At 47.3% G+C, this 17,358-nt stretch carries 15 protein-coding genes; 7 read left to right on the forward strand and 8 right to left on the reverse strand.

What is annotated here, in order from left to right:
* The first annotated feature begins 7 nt into the window (after positions 1-7).
* Together CIK94_RS08880 and CIK94_RS08885 are read left to right on the forward strand one after the other, a co-directional pair.
* Complete coding sequence (locus tag CIK94_RS08880; protein WP_094422693.1) at positions 8-973, forward strand: hypothetical protein; 966 nt, start codon at positions 8-10, stop codon at positions 971-973.
* Between the two features lies 1 nt (position 974).
* Entirely contained in the window at positions 975-1,850 is an 876-nt protein-coding gene (locus CIK94_RS08885) for a hypothetical protein (protein WP_144008165.1), read from the forward strand.
* A 794-nt stretch (positions 1,851-2,644) separates the two neighbouring features.
* Here CIK94_RS08885 and CIK94_RS08895 read toward each other — a convergent pair.
* Positions 2,645-3,787, reverse strand: coding sequence for a protein kinase (locus CIK94_RS08895; protein WP_094422697.1), 1,143 nt, complete (start codon positions 3,785-3,787; stop codon positions 2,645-2,647).
* A 107-nt stretch (positions 3,788-3,894) separates the two neighbouring features.
* Between CIK94_RS08895 and CIK94_RS08900 the strand changes: the two genes are divergently transcribed.
* Positions 3,895-4,677 carry an EFR1 family ferrodoxin gene (locus CIK94_RS08900; protein WP_094386944.1) on the forward strand — a complete coding sequence of 261 codons (783 nt, stop codon included), beginning with the start codon at positions 3,895-3,897 and terminating at the stop codon, positions 4,675-4,677.
* A 1-nt stretch (position 4,678) separates the two neighbouring features.
* On the opposite strand, the gene CIK94_RS08905 is transcribed toward CIK94_RS08900, so the two are convergent.
* The 6 genes from CIK94_RS08905 to CIK94_RS08930 are packed head-to-tail and all read right to left on the reverse strand — an operon-like array spanning position 4,679 to position 10,765.
* Positions 4,679-5,767, reverse strand: coding sequence for a nucleotidyltransferase family protein (locus CIK94_RS08905; RefSeq protein WP_094422699.1), 1,089 nt, complete (start codon positions 5,765-5,767; stop codon positions 4,679-4,681).
* 8 nt (positions 5,768-5,775) lie between these two features.
* Complete coding sequence (locus tag CIK94_RS08910; protein WP_094422702.1) at positions 5,776-6,519, reverse strand: glycosyltransferase family 2 protein; 744 nt, start codon at positions 6,517-6,519, stop codon at positions 5,776-5,778.
* 20 nt (positions 6,520-6,539) lie between these two features.
* Entirely contained in the window at positions 6,540-7,436 is an 897-nt protein-coding gene (locus CIK94_RS08915) for a glycosyltransferase family 2 protein (protein ID WP_094422704.1), read from the reverse strand.
* A 4-nt stretch (positions 7,437-7,440) separates the two neighbouring features.
* On the reverse strand, positions 7,441-7,995 hold the full coding sequence (locus tag CIK94_RS08920; protein WP_094387012.1) for a putative colanic acid biosynthesis acetyltransferase: 555 nt from the start codon (positions 7,993-7,995) through the stop codon (positions 7,441-7,443).
* Positions 7,996-8,000: 5 nt separating this feature from the next.
* Complete coding sequence (locus CIK94_RS08925; protein ID WP_022310175.1) at positions 8,001-9,287, reverse strand: hypothetical protein; 1,287 nt, start codon at positions 9,285-9,287, stop codon at positions 8,001-8,003.
* Positions 9,284-10,765, reverse strand: coding sequence for an MATE family efflux transporter (locus CIK94_RS08930; protein WP_158216553.1), 1,482 nt, complete (start codon positions 10,763-10,765; stop codon positions 9,284-9,286). Before CIK94_RS08930 ends, CIK94_RS08925 begins: the two co-directional genes overlap by 4 nt.
* A 273-nt stretch (positions 10,766-11,038) precedes the next feature.
* Between CIK94_RS08930 and fmt the strand changes: the two genes are divergently transcribed.
* From fmt to CIK94_RS08950, 4 genes are all read left to right on the forward strand, one after another.
* Positions 11,039-12,019, forward strand: coding sequence for a methionyl-tRNA formyltransferase (gene fmt, locus CIK94_RS08935; protein WP_094422709.1), 981 nt, complete (start codon positions 11,039-11,041; stop codon positions 12,017-12,019).
* 7 nt (positions 12,020-12,026) lie between these two features.
* Positions 12,027-12,596, forward strand: coding sequence for an L-threonylcarbamoyladenylate synthase (locus tag CIK94_RS08940; protein ID WP_022310178.1), 570 nt, complete (start codon positions 12,027-12,029; stop codon positions 12,594-12,596).
* A 13-nt stretch (positions 12,597-12,609) separates the two neighbouring features.
* Positions 12,610-14,415: a chloride channel protein gene (locus tag CIK94_RS08945; RefSeq protein WP_022310179.1), complete on the forward strand. Its 1,806-nt coding sequence runs from the start codon at positions 12,610-12,612 to the stop codon at positions 14,413-14,415.
* A 188-nt stretch (positions 14,416-14,603) separates the two neighbouring features.
* Positions 14,604-16,214 carry an endonuclease gene (locus CIK94_RS08950; protein ID WP_094422711.1) on the forward strand — a complete coding sequence of 537 codons (1,611 nt, stop codon included), beginning with the start codon at positions 14,604-14,606 and terminating at the stop codon, positions 16,212-16,214.
* Between the two features lie 94 nt (positions 16,215-16,308).
* Here CIK94_RS08950 and CIK94_RS08955 read toward each other — a convergent pair whose 3' ends face one another.
* The gene (locus CIK94_RS08955; RefSeq protein ID WP_022310181.1) at positions 16,309-17,286 is read right to left on the reverse strand and encodes an ROK family protein; all 978 of its coding nucleotides are present in this window, start codon (positions 17,284-17,286) and stop codon (positions 16,309-16,311) included.
* Positions 17,287-17,358 lie beyond the last annotated feature (72 nt).

A 17,358-nucleotide genomic window follows, 5' to 3' on the forward strand; every position in this document is an offset into this window, starting at 1 on the left:
AATAAATATGGCATCAATTATCACAGCATTTTTCTTCTTGCTCATAATGTTTATTGGGCATGAGAAACCTCTCAATTACAAGCGAGGAAAGTTGAAAACATTTGGAGCTTGGCTTTTAGTGGCACTATCTTTAGCAGACATGGCTTTGGCTGTTTGCATTGCATTAAAGGTACAAAGCACCTACAATGAACTTGATTACACATTCGAGTTTTTCAAGAGGTATGCACTATCATCCATTCTTATGTTTGGATGGGCTGTGTATATTTTCAAAAGTGGACCTCTACGCTCGAAGAAGTGGAAAAGGGCAGTAAAGTCTATACTTTATTTCTTGTCAAGTTTTATGCTACTTGGTTCTTCAAGTTCTGACCCTACGGCAGAATATATGGCTATGGTTCTAACATTTGTTCTATTCTTTACGATATCATTGATAGACGTACAAAAAAAACAAGACAATGAACAGATAAAAGGACAAGTTATTTCCAATTTTCAACAAGCATCACTTTGGAACATTATGGGTAAGTATGCAGTAAAAATCTGTGCAACTTGTGTAATGGCATTTTTCTTTATTGTATGCGGTATTGGATTTAAATATGATGATGCGATGAACGTTTTGGGGCTTTTTTACTTACCCTGGTTTTTCATTGCGTTTGTTTACTATACCTATTTATTATGGAGCAAAAAGCCTGTTACAGGTGAGAAAATCCTCCTATTGCCATTGCTGCAAAAAATATCTTTATTTCAGAATTACTCCGCTGATAGTATTCACATGAAGAAAGACCTGATAAAGACTGTGCTTCCATTTCTTCTGACATCAATAATTTGCCCTTTTGTATCATTATTTTGTAACGATGAGGATAATTATACTCTTTCAGCATTGTTGTGTGCCATAGCACCTATTCTCCTCATAATTAATTTAACAAAATCATATTCTAACAAATGGCTTTATAGCCAAAAACAATCAAAAGATGAATAACATGAAATCAAAACTAATTATACTTTTACCCCTCTTAGGAATATTATTAACAGGTTGTACAGAAAATTGGCAATTAAAACAGGTGCAATCCGACATCTTCCTTATAGACCTGCCTATAGGTACTTCAGAAGTGGAAAAAAGTACAGACGGACTACATTATTACATTGAATATAAAGCTCCCATGCCAAATGACCAAAGCATCTATGTGGAAGCATTCCCTTGGATTAAGACACCCAAAGAAGCAATGGAGATTGTGGGCAAGCACAGCTTTGCTTTTAATGATATAAGCCACGGCAAGGAAACAAACTTTGATTACAACACTATCAGTGGAGTTAAATATGAGGGCGATGATGGAAGTCATTTACTCAAAGGTGAAATATTCTGTTTCAATAAAGATGGCTATACGGTTATTGTTTCAAGCTATGGAAGATATAGGGACTATCGTACTATAAGAGATATAGTGCGTAGCATAAAATTTGGTGTTCCGCCTATGACAAATGAGCAGAAAGAAAAGGCTTTTAATCCTAAAAAAATTGCTCAAACTTTATCTAAGCAGATTAAGCAAGCCCTTAATACTTATAATGGAAAAAACCAAATATGTGACAGCACAAGTTGGGCATTAGAGATAGTAGTAGACAATACTATGCCTCCTACTGTACATATTAATTGTTGGTTAAGCCCACAGGCAACAGAACGTCTAAGAGACCCTATAAGAAGAGATTATGCTTTTAAGCATGCTTTGATGTCGCCATTAGAACTCTTGAATATGCCTATTGCAAAAAGTTTACAAATGAGAGAAGACAATCTCTTAACATTGAATTTCAATTATTTTGATAAATATGGAAATTATTTAGAAATAGGCGAAGAAGATGAATAGTTTTCCTCTACATTACAGCCTAAGCAGGGATGGTTTGCCACTGATTGACTCTACAAAGAGCCTTTTCTGCCATGCAGCAGGGATAATAAACAAGAGTAAATAACCAAGGAAGCAAGCCTGTTGTTTTCTAAAATGTTTCAACTACGAGACTGCTCTTTTGTGTTTTGCTATTAGAACTCAATCATTTGCAGGGATATACAATAAGGACTGAAAATCCTTGTGTCCACGGTTCGATTCCTGGTGGTACCACGAAAGAAAGCAGTTAAGTTTTACTTAACTGCTTTCTTCTTTTTTCCCGTTACCAGACTCACCATATATTATAGTGCCACACTTAGTGTCTTCAAAAGAAAGTGGCACACTACCAGCCCAGGAGTATTTGACCCCAGGAGGCCGTTTGGACTTTGCCTTTTTCTAGAATTAAGACTGGGCATGCAGATGGTAGCCCGCTTGCCTGGCGCAGTCATTGCCATCAGTCAGGAGTTCATCCCTACCGACTTTCTAAGCCCCTTCAGAGCCGCCGTGACCATCATTGGCGGCTCGTATCGGACGATACTCACATCCGCATCGGACGCCACGCACATCCGTACCGTCCGATACGCGCATCCGTTTCGGACGGTACGCGTCGGCCAAGTCACCGACCATGCCTCCAGAACAGCTCATCCTGACACTGTTGGTCGAATACATGAAATGCGTCACTTATGAACTTGAAGTCACTATCCCTCTCTACAGAAGCCAAAAAGGGATAAGCCATTCTGTTACGGCCTATCCCTTGGATATAATCATCATCCTTGATGCTATTCTGTCTTCAATTGCGCGTCCTTGTTGCTACGATACTTGGCAAAGTACTGGTCGATTACGGCGCGTTCCTCGGGAGTGACCGTACCCAGACGACGCATGATGCCATAATAACAGTTGCGCACCTGCGCACTTATCTGCTGACGGCTGTGTGTGCCAATAGAGTCACCCTGATAGGGACGATATATGCTTTCCAGCCTGGCCGCGATAACCTGCTTGACACTATCAACATTGCAGCCCGATGGAACGACGGCAGACAGCGTATCGGCTTCGGCTACCTGCTTGGCGGTATCTGCCGCTACCGTGTCGGGCAAGATGTAGGAGGTGGCCTCTTCGGGCGTTTCATCCGAACCGAAGCTGATGCCACTCTGGGCGATATAGACGATAGCACCCACTATCACTGCGGCACCTGCCACCAACGCAGCCCACTTGAGACCTCGAGAGAAATCTACCGACGGACGACTGTCAAGGGCCGTTGCCACGTCTTCGGCATACATATATCTGTCTGTTCTGCCCAGACTGCAACACTTGGCAATGACCGGCACGAAGTTGTCGGGCAATGTCATCTGCCGCAACACCAGTCCCAATGAGTAGATGTCCGACCGGGTGTCTACCGCCACGGTCTCGTCTTTCTGCTCAGGAGCCTGAAAACGGGTAGATGTAAACGGGGCCTGAATTTCATCGGCAAACGGAGGACGCAGGTCTAACAGTTTGACATTGTCGCCCTGCTTCGTAATAAGGATGTTCGACGGCTTCAGATTGCGGTGGACCATAAAGCGCTGATGGATGCTCTGTAGTGCATCTATCAGTTGTCGCGCCACCCGCTCCTGTTCCTCTTCCGTATGTTGTTCTGCCAAATAGTCGGTTATGGAGCGCCCTTCTATATACTCTTCCACGATACACCGCCCCAAACGGGTGTCATCTATCAGTTCATAATAGACTGGAAGATAGGTACTGTGCAACTTGGCCACAGCCTCATACTCTTTCTTGAGCAGGGCTACATACTGGCGGCGCTCGACATATTCCTCCTTTAAGGTCTTGGCAATATATGTTTTGTCATCTATGGTAAAACGAAGTAAACGGAAGATTCCCTTTGAGGGTATCTCTACATATTTTATATTAGATAAATCAAATTTGCTCATGCTACCAAATTCTAAATACGTTATCTATGGCTACAAATTTACGAAATGTTTTAGAGATAAGCCCCATTTTGTTTTGTATTTTTTTATATTATTCCTAATTTTGCCGTATGATATTCTATTTTTCAGGCACAGGCAATACAAAATGGGCCGCAAAGCATGTTGCAGCACGCTTAAACGAAGAGTTGAAGTTCATCCCCGATGAACTTTCTACCGACATGACCTACACCGTCAATCCGGGTGAAAGCATAGGTTTTATCATTCCTGTCCACGGATGGCGTCCGCCGCTATTGGTGCGACGCTTCCTATCCCAATGCCAGTTCATTCATACCGACAAAGTATATACCTATATTATATATACAGCTGGCGACAGCATCGGCAAGGCTGTCGAGATATTCGAAAACGACCTGAAGCATCACGGGCTGACTGTCGATGCCGCACTCTCGCTCATCATGCCCGAATCGTATGTGGGTCTGCCATTCATGGATGTAGATAAGGTAGAAAAAGAAAAGGCCAAGAAACAGAAAGCAGCCGAAGAGTTGGAAGTCTTTGTCAGCGATGTCATCCTCCCCAAGAAGCAGGACATACGGAAAGTCATCAAAGGTCCCGTGCCGTCATTCTTCAGTGGGCCTATAGGCAGTTTCTTTGTCAATCGCCTGATAACCGACAAGCGTTTCCACGTAGAAGCAGACCGTTGCCTACAGTGCGGAATGTGTGCATCCGTATGCCCGGTCAATGATATCGAAGGCGGAAAAGGCAAGATGCCCTCATGGAAACACAATGGCCAATGTCTTACCTGTTTCTCCTGCTATCACCACTGCCCTACCCACGCTATCGAATTTGGTCGGCAGACACAGAAAAAGGGACAATACTATTACGACAAGAACAAGTAAGTCAGAGGTATTTCTTGAATGAAATGCCAATGCGCCTGGGAATAAGAAACATGATGTCTACGGGTGCCAACGGCAAGAACCCGAGACAATGGCGCATGGCCATCCATGCCGTCTCGATGCTTTTGCGCAGACTGGCTGTCTTGTTCTCACGGCCATACTTGCCGAAAGTACCACCAGCCATTACCTCACGCATAATCTGCCGCCCCCACCGGCTGTCGGCCTTTGTGAGCGTGAATGGAAAACTGTCGCGCGGTAACCCTATGCTGTCGACCATCAATGCGCCGACAGCCCTGAAGCCACGATAATAACCCATCTGCCGGAGGCGGGCGGCAAGTAGGTCTACATCATAATTACCCTTATTCCTATCCAGCATCAGGGCCAAATCGCAGATTTGCCGCAAGCCTACCCCTTCGACCAGCAGATGGTTGAACAGGTGTTTGAAAACAACCAGAATATCCATTACTGCCGACAACGTATGGACATCGACATCATTTATCGGCAATGTATGGGGCGATGTTGCCTCGTCGGCTATCCATCGGTCAAAACGATGCTGATGACCGGCAAAGCCAAAGGTCTCTATACGATGATGAAGTTCGAAGCGGGTCTTCTGATACGAGAATTCTGCATGCTTGTCCAACTGGTCGTCCACCACTGGAACGTTCAACTTGTCTGCCATCAAGCGTTTGGCTGACTCATAATGAGACAGAGGCACATAGAAATCAATGTCGCCCGTACTGCGCAGACTGACCTGAGGATAATAGCGTGCTGCAATTTGACCCTTGAAAACCAGATAAGGTATCTGCGCCTCTGAGAGGATTTGGCCTATCATTGCCACATGAGCATCTCTGGTGGCAGCGTGGCGCTTATGCCCCATGAGGATAGACATAATCTCCATCGCCCCCTCGTCATTGGTACGCACATTATTGGAAAGCAAGGCCTGAGCTACGAGTGCCGACACGGCCTGTTGCCGCGAAGCCCGAAAAACGGGGCTCAGCAGTTCTTCATCATAAGAGACCGGCAGTTCTTCGTTATGCCACAGAGCACTTCGCACAAGCCTCAACAGTTCTTTATGTATCAGTTTTTCTTCCATACGCGGTCTTATCTTTTGAGAAATGCCATAAACTGTGGCAGTTTCCACATCATCTTCATCACCTTCATAACTTTTCCCGACAAGTGAAACGACTGGTAGATGGCCGTATCTTCACGCCACATCTGGCGCCGGCGCGAACTGTCGGTCGACAATCCGCCCATATCCATCTTTACGATATAGCGACGAAGATAAACCGTATGAATACGATTGACATAAAGATTGCGGAACAACCAATCGGTATCAGCAGCAATCTGATAATGTTCGTTGTAGGCACCATAGCGGGCAAAAACATCGCTACGCACATAACAAGTGGGATGCAACGGCAGCCACCCCGCGCGCAACTTCCACCGCCTATTGGTTCCGCTTATCCAGTTGCGTATCACTCTGTCGCCTCTGACAAACAAGCCATCACCATAAACCATATCGGCAGCCGAAACGGCCATCGCCTCGGCCACTTGCGAAATGACAGTGCTGTCATAGAGTACATCATCTGAATGGACCAGTCCTATGACATCGCCCGTGGCCAGGCGTAACCCTTTGTTAATGGCCTCGTACATGCCGTGGTCGGGCTCGCTAACCAGATGGGAAATATGGTCTCTATACCGGTTGATGACATCGAGTGTACCATCGGTAGACCCTCCATCGACCACGATATACTCGATGTCGGCATAATCCTGACGGATTACGCTCTCTATCGCCCTACCTATAGTGTGGACACGATTGAGACAAGTGGTTATGATGGTAACTTTCATCCTGACGACTTTGGATAGGTTTATACTTTCAACTTGGATATGGATATGCGCTTGATTTCTTCCTCAATGGCTTTGGGGTCATTGCCGCAACGCTTCTTGACCTCATAGACTTTGGCATCGGCAAGAGTACGATACCACCATCCTTGCAGAAAATGCCAGAGAAATCCCTCCTTGCCATCGAGGAAACCCAATCGGAAGAGATAACGATAAACAAACAGGGCAAAAGCACGCCAGAACAATGGGAGACGGGCGTATTTGAGTTTCTTGGCACGCACACCGGCTGAATGGGTGCCAATATTAAGAATCTGTTGGGGGCTATGCTTCTGACACTCTATGGTCAGCAGTTCGATGGCTTCGCGCGTGGCATACCAGTTATGCTTGGCCGTCCACTCGGTAAGCGTCATCAGGCTGGCATTGTAGAAGGGATATGTCATATCGGCCGTCGTACCCTCCGTGAGATAGATATGTTCGTCCATCAGCTTGTCCTCTATTCTCGCCTTGCCATACCTGAACAGACGCAACAGTACCAACGGAATGATGCCATGATTGATTTCACGGCCCATGAAATTATAGAGACATCTCAGGGTATAGCCATTGACTCCCGAAGGGGTGGCAGGCAATCGGCGTTCTATCTCGTCTATCAGTTTGTCAGTGAGATATTCGTCGGCATCCAATCGCAAAACCCACTCAGTGGTAATAGGAAGATTGTCCAACGCCCATTGAAACTGCTTGGCATGCGACTGAAACTCATGCCTCACGGCTACAGCTCCCATCTCCGTGGCCAGTTCTACCGTGCGGTCTGTACTGAAACTGTCAACGACATACACCGTACGGGCAAACTTCTGGGCATTCTGCATTACCCTTGCGATATGCCGCTCTTCGTTGAGCGTAAGGATGATTACGGATATATCTTGCATAGAGTCAGCTGTTTAATACACGTTTCTTGATAAATCGGGCAGGATTGCCACCTACTACAGTCCATGCCTCGACATCTCTGAACACACAGGCCCGAGCTCCCACTACGGCACCCTCGCCGATGGTCACCCCTTTACCGATAAAACACCCCGCAGCCACCCACACGGAATGTTCTATCCTGATGGGGGCGGTTATCAATGGATTGGTCGATTGGCTGATGTCATGGGATGCGGTAAAGAGTTGACTTCCCTGGGATATCACGACATTGTCGGCGATGGTCACCACATCCTTATTATATATCTCGACACGAGGGGCCAGACAGCTGTGGTCTCCGACCTGCAGATTCCATGGTGCCCAGATTTTGCACGATGGATAGATGTCGGCCGTACACGACACGCGCGCACCAAAAAGCCTCAACAGCCAAATGCGCAACAGATTGAAGCAAGGCAAAGCCAAGCATCTGAACAAAGTCATATTGACCAAACGCCACAGAAGCTGTTTCTTGTGGTGGGGCTTAACCTCATTGTAATGTGAGAGATCTACATGCTTTATTTCTTCCATCTTCTTCATTGATTATCTTTCTCAATATACCCGTAACGGTAGGCCAAATCCGGATATTGCATCATCTTATAGATATAATAGATACAAGCAAAATAGAGAACAAACTGGAATCTCATCGAAGATATGGGCGAGAACAGGCTATCCCATATCAATCCGATTAGGCTGCTGGTCAGCACAAAACTGAATATGCTCTGGCGACGCAAGGCAATGACGCCACATCGGATGAAGAATGCAATAATCAGGACAGACAGCAGCATGGCCAAGACACCATTGTATACGCCATAACCCACTATGACCGAATGGGTAGGTATGACATCTATATTCAGCTTGCGCTTATCTATGCGGGCGCCCTGTATCTCCAGCAACATCGTATTATAATACATACCTGGGTCGCGCGCCCATGCGCCCCATCCCACCCAAGGAGAGTCGGCAAAGGCATTGAGTCCTACGAAGGGCTCGGTACGTCCTATCTTGAGCAACTCCAGCACATTGTATGGATTGTCCATCTTGGCTATCTGCGTGTGAGCATTGCCTCCATATATCTTGCCCGACAACACGCTGTCGACATACATCTTGTAGGAATAGGCACCAACAGCAAGGACCAAAGCGGCTCCCACAAATACCTTCTTCTTGTTCCACCTTATGCGCTCGTACAGAAACAGGGGTATCAAGCCACTGACAAGGAGTATAAGTCCATTGCCTCGCGCACCGAGCACAATGGAAATCGCTCCGAGGACGATAAACACGATTGACGCCTTAAGGTTTTTGAATCCCAACCAAACCGACAGCAGGACAGCAGCGCTGTTGATGAGTGGGCTTATCTTGAACTTGAAATAAGCCATGGCTATTCCCTCGCCAGACTTGACATCCTGAAAATCAACATCCATCTCTCCAAGTCCGAAGAAATCGTTGACTCTGAAAAACAAGATATTAGCTATCAACGTGCCCACCAGGAAGAAGACTATGTTGGACCTATTCTTGAAAAACAAGCCCAAGACAAACAAGAACTTCAGATAACACATCGCCGTGACGGCCACTCCCCTGGCAGCATTCTGCAAAGAGTTGTCCACAAGTGTCTCGCTGACAATCTGGACAACCAACAAGGCTGCGAAACACTTGGAGAGTCTCATTATCTCGGCATCATGCTGGAAGACACCTAATCCGCGGTTCTTCATCACATAAAGCCAGAAATAGAAAATCACAAAGATATCAAAGGCAGAGACGTTTCCAACGAATTCAAAACGAATCTGGTCGAGTATACAGAGGATGACTATGGAAACAAAATTCATCATCTCCCACCCTCCTTGTTATGGTTAAACCTGTCGGCAATCATTGCAAACAGCCTGCTACGCTCTTGCCTGTTGACACAGACCAACATAAAAAGCGCGGGGACCACCAGGGCAATAGCCAACACAACGGCTACAAGCCCAAGGAGCGAGTCGCCGACATACAGATGGATGACGCTGACAATGACATAAGACGCTGCTGTCAGCACAACTGCCCCCGTCAGTACCTTGGTGATATAATCGCGATAGCTCACACCCACCATCCGATGCAAGAAGAAGACGCGCACCATCTGGGTCATTCCAAAGACTATCGCCAAAACCAAATAGGCGCTTTGCGGAGCTGCTCCCATATACAACACTATTAGGGCAACGGGAAGCACCAAAAGCAGGGTTATGGCCTCTGCCACCTGATAGCGCTTCACGGTGCCTGTGGCTTGGATAGCAGTGTTGACTGGCGCGGCAAGTGCATTGACCAGTGTGGCCCAAAGCATCATCTGCAGCAAGGCCGAAGTGGTGGCGGGCACCTCCACCAACCATATTCCAAGCAGATAGTCGGGCATAATCAGAAATGGCAATGAAACCATCAGCATGATACCCACCGAGAGTTTGGAACTGTAATAGACCAGCTGGGCCATCGCTCCACGGTTCTCTTCTGCATAATACTTGGTAATCTGAGGCTTGGCAGCCATCATAAAGTTTGCACCAAAAGTGGAAAGTGAAGCATTGATCTGCTGGACGAGCGCATTGGCCGCATTGACGACAGGGCCGAAAAACAGATTGAAGAGTATGGGGATGCCCTGGGTATGCGCCACATAAGCAAAGGCTCCCGTGAGCGACCAGCCGGAAAATCCCAACATCTCGACGAGCAGAGACTTATCCCTCGGCTCACGCGTCATCAATATAGAGAAATGCTTCTTGCAGAAATACCCGTAATACACGCGCACCCCGACTTGTATCAGACATAGCGATACGGCATAGGCTACGAGGCGGTCTCCGCCCCAAGCCAACAGGACAAAAGCCGTCGCAAGGACGGCTAACGACTGCACCACAGAGATATACGCAAAGACGACCATACGCTCGTATGAGATGATGAGCGCATTGTAAGGCAGGCTCAACACGTCGATGACAGCGGCAACTATCGTAAGTTGGCAGACAATATTGGCTGCCAGCAATCTGCTCTCGGGGATATCAAGCACATAATTGACAAAAACGACACCGACAATCTCACCCAACACAAATATCAATAACGCCAACAAAGCAAAGATATACCTGCTGGTAGCAAACACACGGCGAAGCATCATGTCATCGCCCTTGCCCATATAAAAGTTGAGGAAACGCTGAGCGGCATTGACCAAAGAAGCATTGATGAAGACAAAGAATGTCACAACGCCTCCCACAACGCTGTAAATACCATAGTCGACCACGCCCAAGGCTTCAAGAATGAGTCGGCTGGAATATATTCCCACCGCAATAGTCAAAAACATACGCGCGCTCAATGCGAGTGTATTCTTAGCTATTCGTTGGTTGTTATGTAGGGTTGACTCAGTCATAATCAAGGCATGTTCATGCTTGTGCGACACAAGACAGGCGCTTGCATTGATTGCTTGCACAATCCCAACCCCATCTATCTGTCGGCTATCGCATACAAAGGTACAATTTATAAACGACAAAAAATCACATTTCCTTGATTTTTCATAGTCTTTTCGTTAACTATTTAAGTTTAATTTTATAACTTTGCCCTCAAACAAAGGACTACAATGGATAAAAGTACACTCAGAATAGTATTTATGGGTACTCCCGAATTTGCAGTAGAGTCATTGCAGACATTGGTAGAGGGAGGATATAATGTGGTAGCAGTAGTAACCCAGCCCGACAAGCCTGTAGGCCGTCATCAAGACACGCTACAGGCTTCGCCAGTTAAAAGATATGCATTGGAACACAGCATCCCCGTGCTCCAACCGGTCAAAATGAAAGACGAGTCATTCATCGAACAGCTTCGCAGTTTCAACGCCGACATCCAGGCTGTCGTTGCCTTCCGCATGCTGCCCGAAGTGGTATGGGGGATGCCCAGATTTGGCACCTTCAACGTGCATGCTGCCCTCTTGCCGCAATACCGCGGCGCAGCCCCTATCAACTGGGCGGTAATCAATGGAGAGACTCAGACCGGTGTAACAACTTTCTTCTTGGACAAGGACATTGATACAGGTAGAATCATCGACAAGAAGACCTTTGACATACCTGATGATGCTGACGTTGAATATGTCTATGACGGCCTGATGCGTCTTGGTGCCCAACTGTGCAAAGAGACGATAGACAAGGTCATCGAGTGTGACGGAGACGTGCCCTCCGTTGCCCAAGAAGACAACGACTGTCTGAAACCGGCACCCAAGATATTCAAAGAAACATGTGAGATAAATTGGAATCAATCAGCCAAGCAAGTATATGACTTCATCCGAGGACTATCGCCCTATCCCGGAGCATGGTCATCGTTGGAGCAATCGGTTGAGGCGTCTGCCAAGAACAAACTGGTGCTCAAAGTATTCAAGACAGCGAAGACAGGAAGAAGTACTGGACAAAAGGCGGGAACAATCATGGTCGAAGGCAAACAGATGTTCATCGCCTGCGCCGACGAATGGCTGGAGATTATCAACCTGCAGATTTCCGGCAAGAAGCGTATGAATGCAAACGATTTTCTTAACGGCATGCGTACCATCGAGGACTATCATTGTACAAAGTAAAATAATTATGAAACAAGCAGAAGATATAAAGAATGCAGTTGAGGTGCTGCGCCGTGGAGGTGTAATACTCTATCCTACGGATACCGTGTGGGGCATAGGCTGCGACGCCACCAATGCAGAAGCGGTGGCCAAGGTGTATAAAATCAAGCAACGTGACGACTCCAAGGCCATGATATGCCTTGTCGACTCAGACGCCCGATTGCAACGCTATGTACGTGAAGTGCCAGCTGTGGCATGGGACCTGTTTGAACTGGCAGACAAGCCTACCACCGTAATCCTTGACGGTGCTGTGAACCTGGCTCCCAATCTTATAGCCGAAGACGGTTCCATCGCTATGCGCATCACTCGCGAAGAGTTTTCCAAAGAACTGTGCTTCCGTTTCCAGAAGGCCTTGGTAAGCACCAGCGCCAACATAAGCGGACAGCCAGCCGCCGCAAACTATTGCGACATATCACAAGAGATACTCGACGCCGTCGATTATGTTTGCTTCTCACGCCGACAAGAGCACAAGCCTCATACACCTTCGAGCATCATCAAACTCGCATTGGACGGAGAGGTTAAAATCATAAGAAAATAAGCAATCACGGACGATGACAAACGTAGCTACAGAATCAGACAAAACGATAATATCCAAGTTGGTAAAGTGGAACAAACAGCACTTATCCGATAGACAGAGCACATTGATTCTGTCATTCTTTATCGGTCTCTTTGCTGCCATCGCCGCTTTTATCCTGCATAGTATAATCAAGGAAATCCAGCACTTGCTTACCACTGGATTTACAATTACCAGCTACAACTGGCTATACTTGCTTTTCCCTGTCATAGGTATATACCTTACCTCGCTGTTTATCAAGTACATCGTCAAAGACAATATCTCTCACGGTATCACGCGTGTACTCTACGCCATATCGACCAAGAACAGCCACCTGAAGTCACACAACTGCTGGTCATCGGTGGTGGCGTCGGCTATCACCATCGGCTTTGGCGGTTCGGTAGGAGCCGAGGCGCCTATTGTACTTACCGGTTCTGCCATCGGCAGCAATCTTGGACAGATGTTCCATCTTGAGAAAAAGAACCTTATCCTTCTCGTCGGATGTGGCGCAGCTGCTGCCATTGCCGGAATCTTCAAGGCCCCTATTGCCGGACTGGTTTTCACCCTTGAAGTATTGATGGTTGACCTGTCTATGGCGTCGTTGCTGCCAATCCTCACCTCATGCGTAACCGCCACTTGCTTCTCCTATATTTTTATGGGAGGCAGTGCCCTCTTCAATTTCCATCTTGACAGCATGTGGGGACTGGACCGCGTCCCCTCCGACATACTCCTTGGCATGTTCTGCGGACTGATAAGTCTCTACTTTATGCGTACAATGACCGCATGCGAGAACTGCTTTGCCCAACTTGCCAAACGGCCATACCTGAGATTGCTTGCTGGTGGTATGGTGCTAAGTCCGCTCATCTTCCTTTTCCCATCACTCTATGGAGAAGGATACAGCGCCATCAACACACTGCTTAACGGAAGCACACCCGAAGAGTGGAATCACGTCATGGACAACTCTCTCTTCTATGGACATGGCGACCTGCTGGTCGTTTATGTCGGATTGGTATTGCTGACCAAGGTCTTTGCCACATCAGCCACCAATGGCGGTGGCGGCTGCGGTGGTACCTTTGCGCCATCCCTGTTTATCGGCGGATTCAGCGGCTTCTTCTTTGCGCGAATATGGAACATGTATCAACTGGGCCCCTACGCTCCCGAGAAGAACTTCACGCTATTGGGTATGGCAGGAGTGATGGCAGGAGTGATGCACGCCCCGCTTACGGGAATATTCCTTATCGCCGAACTTACCGGTGGCTACCAGCTCTTCATGCCACTTATCATTGTGAGTGTAGTTTCCACCCTTACCATCAGCATCTTTGAGCCACACAGCATCTATGCCATGCGATTGGCACGACAGGGAAAACTGCTCACCCACCATACCGATAAATCAATCCTTACCCTGATGAGACTTGACAGTCTTATCGAACGCGAGTACACATCTGTCACGCCCGACATGCCACTCAGCAAACTGGTGAGAGCATACAGCGACAGCCATACCAGTTTCCTTCCCGTGTTGGACAAAGGCGGAACCCTACTGGGAGAAGTCAACATGACACGCAACCGACATATCATCTTCAGAACAGAGCTGTACAATCGGTTCAGAGTAGAGCAACTTATGTCCGACTGTCCTGCCAAGATTGGCGAAAACGACCCAATGGACGAGGCCATGCATAAATTTGAAAACACCAATGCCCAGTATCTCCCTGTAGTCGATGTCAATAACCGTCTGGTAGGCTACATCGACCGCACGCGAATGTATTCGCTATATCGCAAAATGGTTGCAGACTTCTCGGCAGAATAAGAAACCAAAGATATACAAAACCTTCCCATCCCCCAACATCATCATAGGGTCTTTTACGATAAAAGGCCCTATTTTTACACCTATTTATAATATATAGGGCAATAACGGAAAAATAATTACAAAGTCTGGCCGATAATAATTACTTTATTGCTAACTTTGCAGAGTTTTACGTTTAATCAAAAAAGAGAATGTTAAGGTTTAGAAAAATTACATTGGTCACCACCATGTTGGCCCTGGTGCTCCACGCCTTTGCACAGGGGCCCAACAACAGTGGAACTTACTACCAGACTGCCACTGGTAAGAAAGGTGCCGCACTGAAAACAGCACTCTACTCCATTATTAGCAATCACAGAACCATAAGCTACGATGGTTTGCTGACCTACTATGAAAAGACCGACAAACGTGCCGACGGTAAACTGTGGGACATGTACTCTTGTACCACCAACTACACTTTCAGAGACAATGCCGGAGGGTACAAGAAAGAAGGCGACTGCTGGAACCGTGAACACTCGGTACCACAAAGTTGGTTCGGCAAAGCCTCGCCTATGAAATCAGACATTGTCCATGTGGTTCCCACCGATGGTTATGTCAACAATCGAAGAGGCAACCTTCCCTTTGGTGAAACCCAAAAGCCAACTTACAGTTCAAACGGCGGTTTCTGCAAAGTAGGTCCTTGCTCTACCGAAGGCTATTCGGGTACTGTATTCGAGCCCAACGACGAATACAAAGGCGACTTTGCACGTATCTATTTCTATATGGCCACTTGCTACGAAAACAAGATTTCGTCATGGTCCAACACTGCGGTATTTGCCGGTAACAAATACCCTGCCTACAAGTCATGGTTTATCAAGATGCTGCTGCGCTGGGCGAAGCAAGACCCCGTAAGCAAGAAAGAGATAGACCGCAACAATGCCGTGTATGGCTGCCAGCAAAACCGCAATCCCTTCGTCGATTATCCTGGACTGGAGGAATATATCTGGGGCGGAAAGCAGAATGTCGCTTTCAGCTATGACAACTATGACAACAGCACCGATCCAGGTACTGACCCAGACCCTAACCCCGATCCTGACCCCAATCCTGACCCGGACCCAGATCCCAACCCTGACCCAGATCCCAACCCTGACCCAGATCCTAATCCGGACCCAGACCCCAATCCTAATGGCGTTGTCTTTACGTTAGTCAAGTCTGAGACAGAGATTAATGCCGGTTCGTATTATATCTTGGTATTCCCAGGCAACGACAAGGTAAAATCATGCGCACTGTCAGACCTTACCGATGGCAAGAACTTCTATACTTCTGCCGACGTAATTATCGGATCCGACGAGACCATCACAACTACCGTAGACGAAAAGGGCAAGCCCCACCAGCTGCTTCTTGGCGGAACCAAGGGCGCCTACACCATCTACGACGTTATGGGCAAAGTATATCTTTCACAGACCAGCAATGACAATAAGCTCTACACCGCTACTACAGCATCCGACAACAAGACGAAATGGTCTATCAGCGTAGAGGCCGGTTACAGCCATATCACCAATAACAACTGGACCTCACGCGAGATACAGTTCAATGCCAACAGTCCACGCTTCGCCTGCTACACAGGCAGCCAGAAAGACCTGATGCTCTACCGCCGCACAGTAACCGACGGCATTGACACACCCACCACGTGGCAACCTACAAGAGTAACGGTATACTCTATCACAGGTATTGCCGTGCGCCGCAATGTCGAGCGTTCGGTAGCACTTACAGGTTTGCCCAAAGGCATCTACATACTCAATGGCAAGAAAGTTGTAGTCAACTGACACGCAGCCTATCATAAAAATAGCCCGAGTTGAGATTTCAACCCGGGCTATTTTTATGTTGGATGTTGTCAATACGATGACAACCCTTATTCCATTACACGATATCCCATCCTACAGCAGAAGCTCCAAGAACGGCGGCAGCAGAACCATCGAGGCCGCTAACCAGGAACTTGGCCTTACCCTTGAAGATGTTGAGGATATGGTCGTTGTAGCTCTTCACGATAGGATCCATCAGCAGGGCACCAGCCTTGGTAAGACCACCGAAGAAGATAAAAGCCTCAGGAGAAGAGAATGCAGCAAAGTTGGCACAAGCCTCACCAAGAATTTCACCGGTGAAGTCGAAAATCTCCTTAGCCAACTTGTCACCCTTGCCAGCGGCAATAGCCACATCGAGAGAAGTGATATCTTCGGGATTGAGCTCACGCAACAGCGATTCATCATCGCGTGTCTCCAAGAACTCGCGTGCAGAACGAGCGACACCCGTGGCAGAGCAGTAAGTCTCCAGACAGCCGCGACGACCACAACCGCAAGGACGACCGTCGAGGCGTACAATGGTATGACCGAGCTCACCGGCAAAGCCATCACAGCCATAAACCAGCTGACCATTGACTACGATACCCGAGCCAACGCCAGTACCGAGGGTAATAACGATAAAGTTCTTCATACCGCGAGCCACACCGTAAGTCATCTCACCGATGGCAGCCGCATTGGCATCATTGGTAAGGGCTACAGGGATACCCAGAGCATCAGAGAAGAGCTTGGCCAATGGCACGACGCCCGTGCGACCCCACTTCAGGTTAGGCGCAAACTCGATAGTACCATTATAATAGTTACCATTAGGAGCACCTATACCCATAGCCTTGATCTTGCCGATACCACCCACCTGATCTATAATGATCTGGAGAGCCTCAACAGCAGCCTTGACATAGTCGTTGACATCATCATAAGCCTGCGTCTTGATAGCTGTGGTCACCTTGATATCACCACGGCTGTCGACAATTCCAAATACTGAGTTGGTTCCACCCAGGTCCAAACCGATTACATACGGTTTCATTTCATTCTGTACGTCCATTTTATAATTATCTTTAGTTATTGATTTTGTTCTAATGACAAAGGTAAATATATTTTCCATAAAACCACAAGA

The organism is Prevotella sp. P4-51 (genome assembly GCF_002251455.1).
GTDB lineage: Bacteria > Bacteroidota > Bacteroidia > Bacteroidales > Bacteroidaceae > Prevotella.

Excerpts from the sequence above, each read along its gene's own strand:
- fmt (WP_094422709.1), top strand. The coding sequence starts at position 11,039 with ATGGATAAAAGTACACTCAGAATAGTATTTATGGGTACTCCCGAATTT.
- CIK94_RS08885 (WP_144008165.1), top strand. The coding sequence starts at position 975 with ATGAAATCAAAACTAATTATACTTTTACCCCTCTTAGGAATATTATTA.
- CIK94_RS08940 (WP_022310178.1), top strand. The coding sequence starts at position 12,027 with ATGAAACAAGCAGAAGATATAAAGAATGCAGTTGAGGTGCTGCGCCGT.
- CIK94_RS08920 (WP_094387012.1), bottom strand. The coding sequence starts at position 7,995 with ATGGAAGAAATAAAGCATGTAGATCTCTCACATTACAATGAGGTTAAG.
- CIK94_RS08950 (WP_094422711.1), top strand. The coding sequence starts at position 14,604 with ATGTTAAGGTTTAGAAAAATTACATTGGTCACCACCATGTTGGCCCTG.
- CIK94_RS08925 (WP_022310175.1), bottom strand. The coding sequence starts at position 9,287 with ATGATGAATTTTGTTTCCATAGTCATCCTCTGTATACTCGACCAGATT.
- CIK94_RS08905 (WP_094422699.1), bottom strand. The coding sequence starts at position 5,767 with ATGGAAGAAAAACTGATACATAAAGAACTGTTGAGGCTTGTGCGAAGT.
- CIK94_RS08910 (WP_094422702.1), bottom strand. The coding sequence starts at position 6,519 with ATGAAAGTTACCATCATAACCACTTGTCTCAATCGTGTCCACACTATA.
- CIK94_RS08900 (WP_094386944.1), top strand. The coding sequence starts at position 3,895 with ATGATATTCTATTTTTCAGGCACAGGCAATACAAAATGGGCCGCAAAG.
- CIK94_RS08895 (WP_094422697.1), bottom strand. The coding sequence starts at position 3,787 with ATGAGCAAATTTGATTTATCTAATATAAAATATGTAGAGATACCCTCA.
- CIK94_RS08945 (WP_022310179.1), top strand. The coding sequence starts at position 12,610 with ATGACAAACGTAGCTACAGAATCAGACAAAACGATAATATCCAAGTTG.
- CIK94_RS08930 (WP_158216553.1), bottom strand. The coding sequence starts at position 10,765 with ATGTTTTTGACTATTGCGGTGGGAATATATTCCAGCCGACTCATTCTT.
- CIK94_RS08880 (WP_094422693.1), top strand. The coding sequence starts at position 8 with ATGGCATCAATTATCACAGCATTTTTCTTCTTGCTCATAATGTTTATT.
- CIK94_RS08955 (WP_022310181.1), bottom strand. The coding sequence starts at position 17,286 with ATGGACGTACAGAATGAAATGAAACCGTATGTAATCGGTTTGGACCTG.
- CIK94_RS08915 (WP_094422704.1), bottom strand. The coding sequence starts at position 7,436 with ATGCAAGATATATCCGTAATCATCCTTACGCTCAACGAAGAGCGGCAT.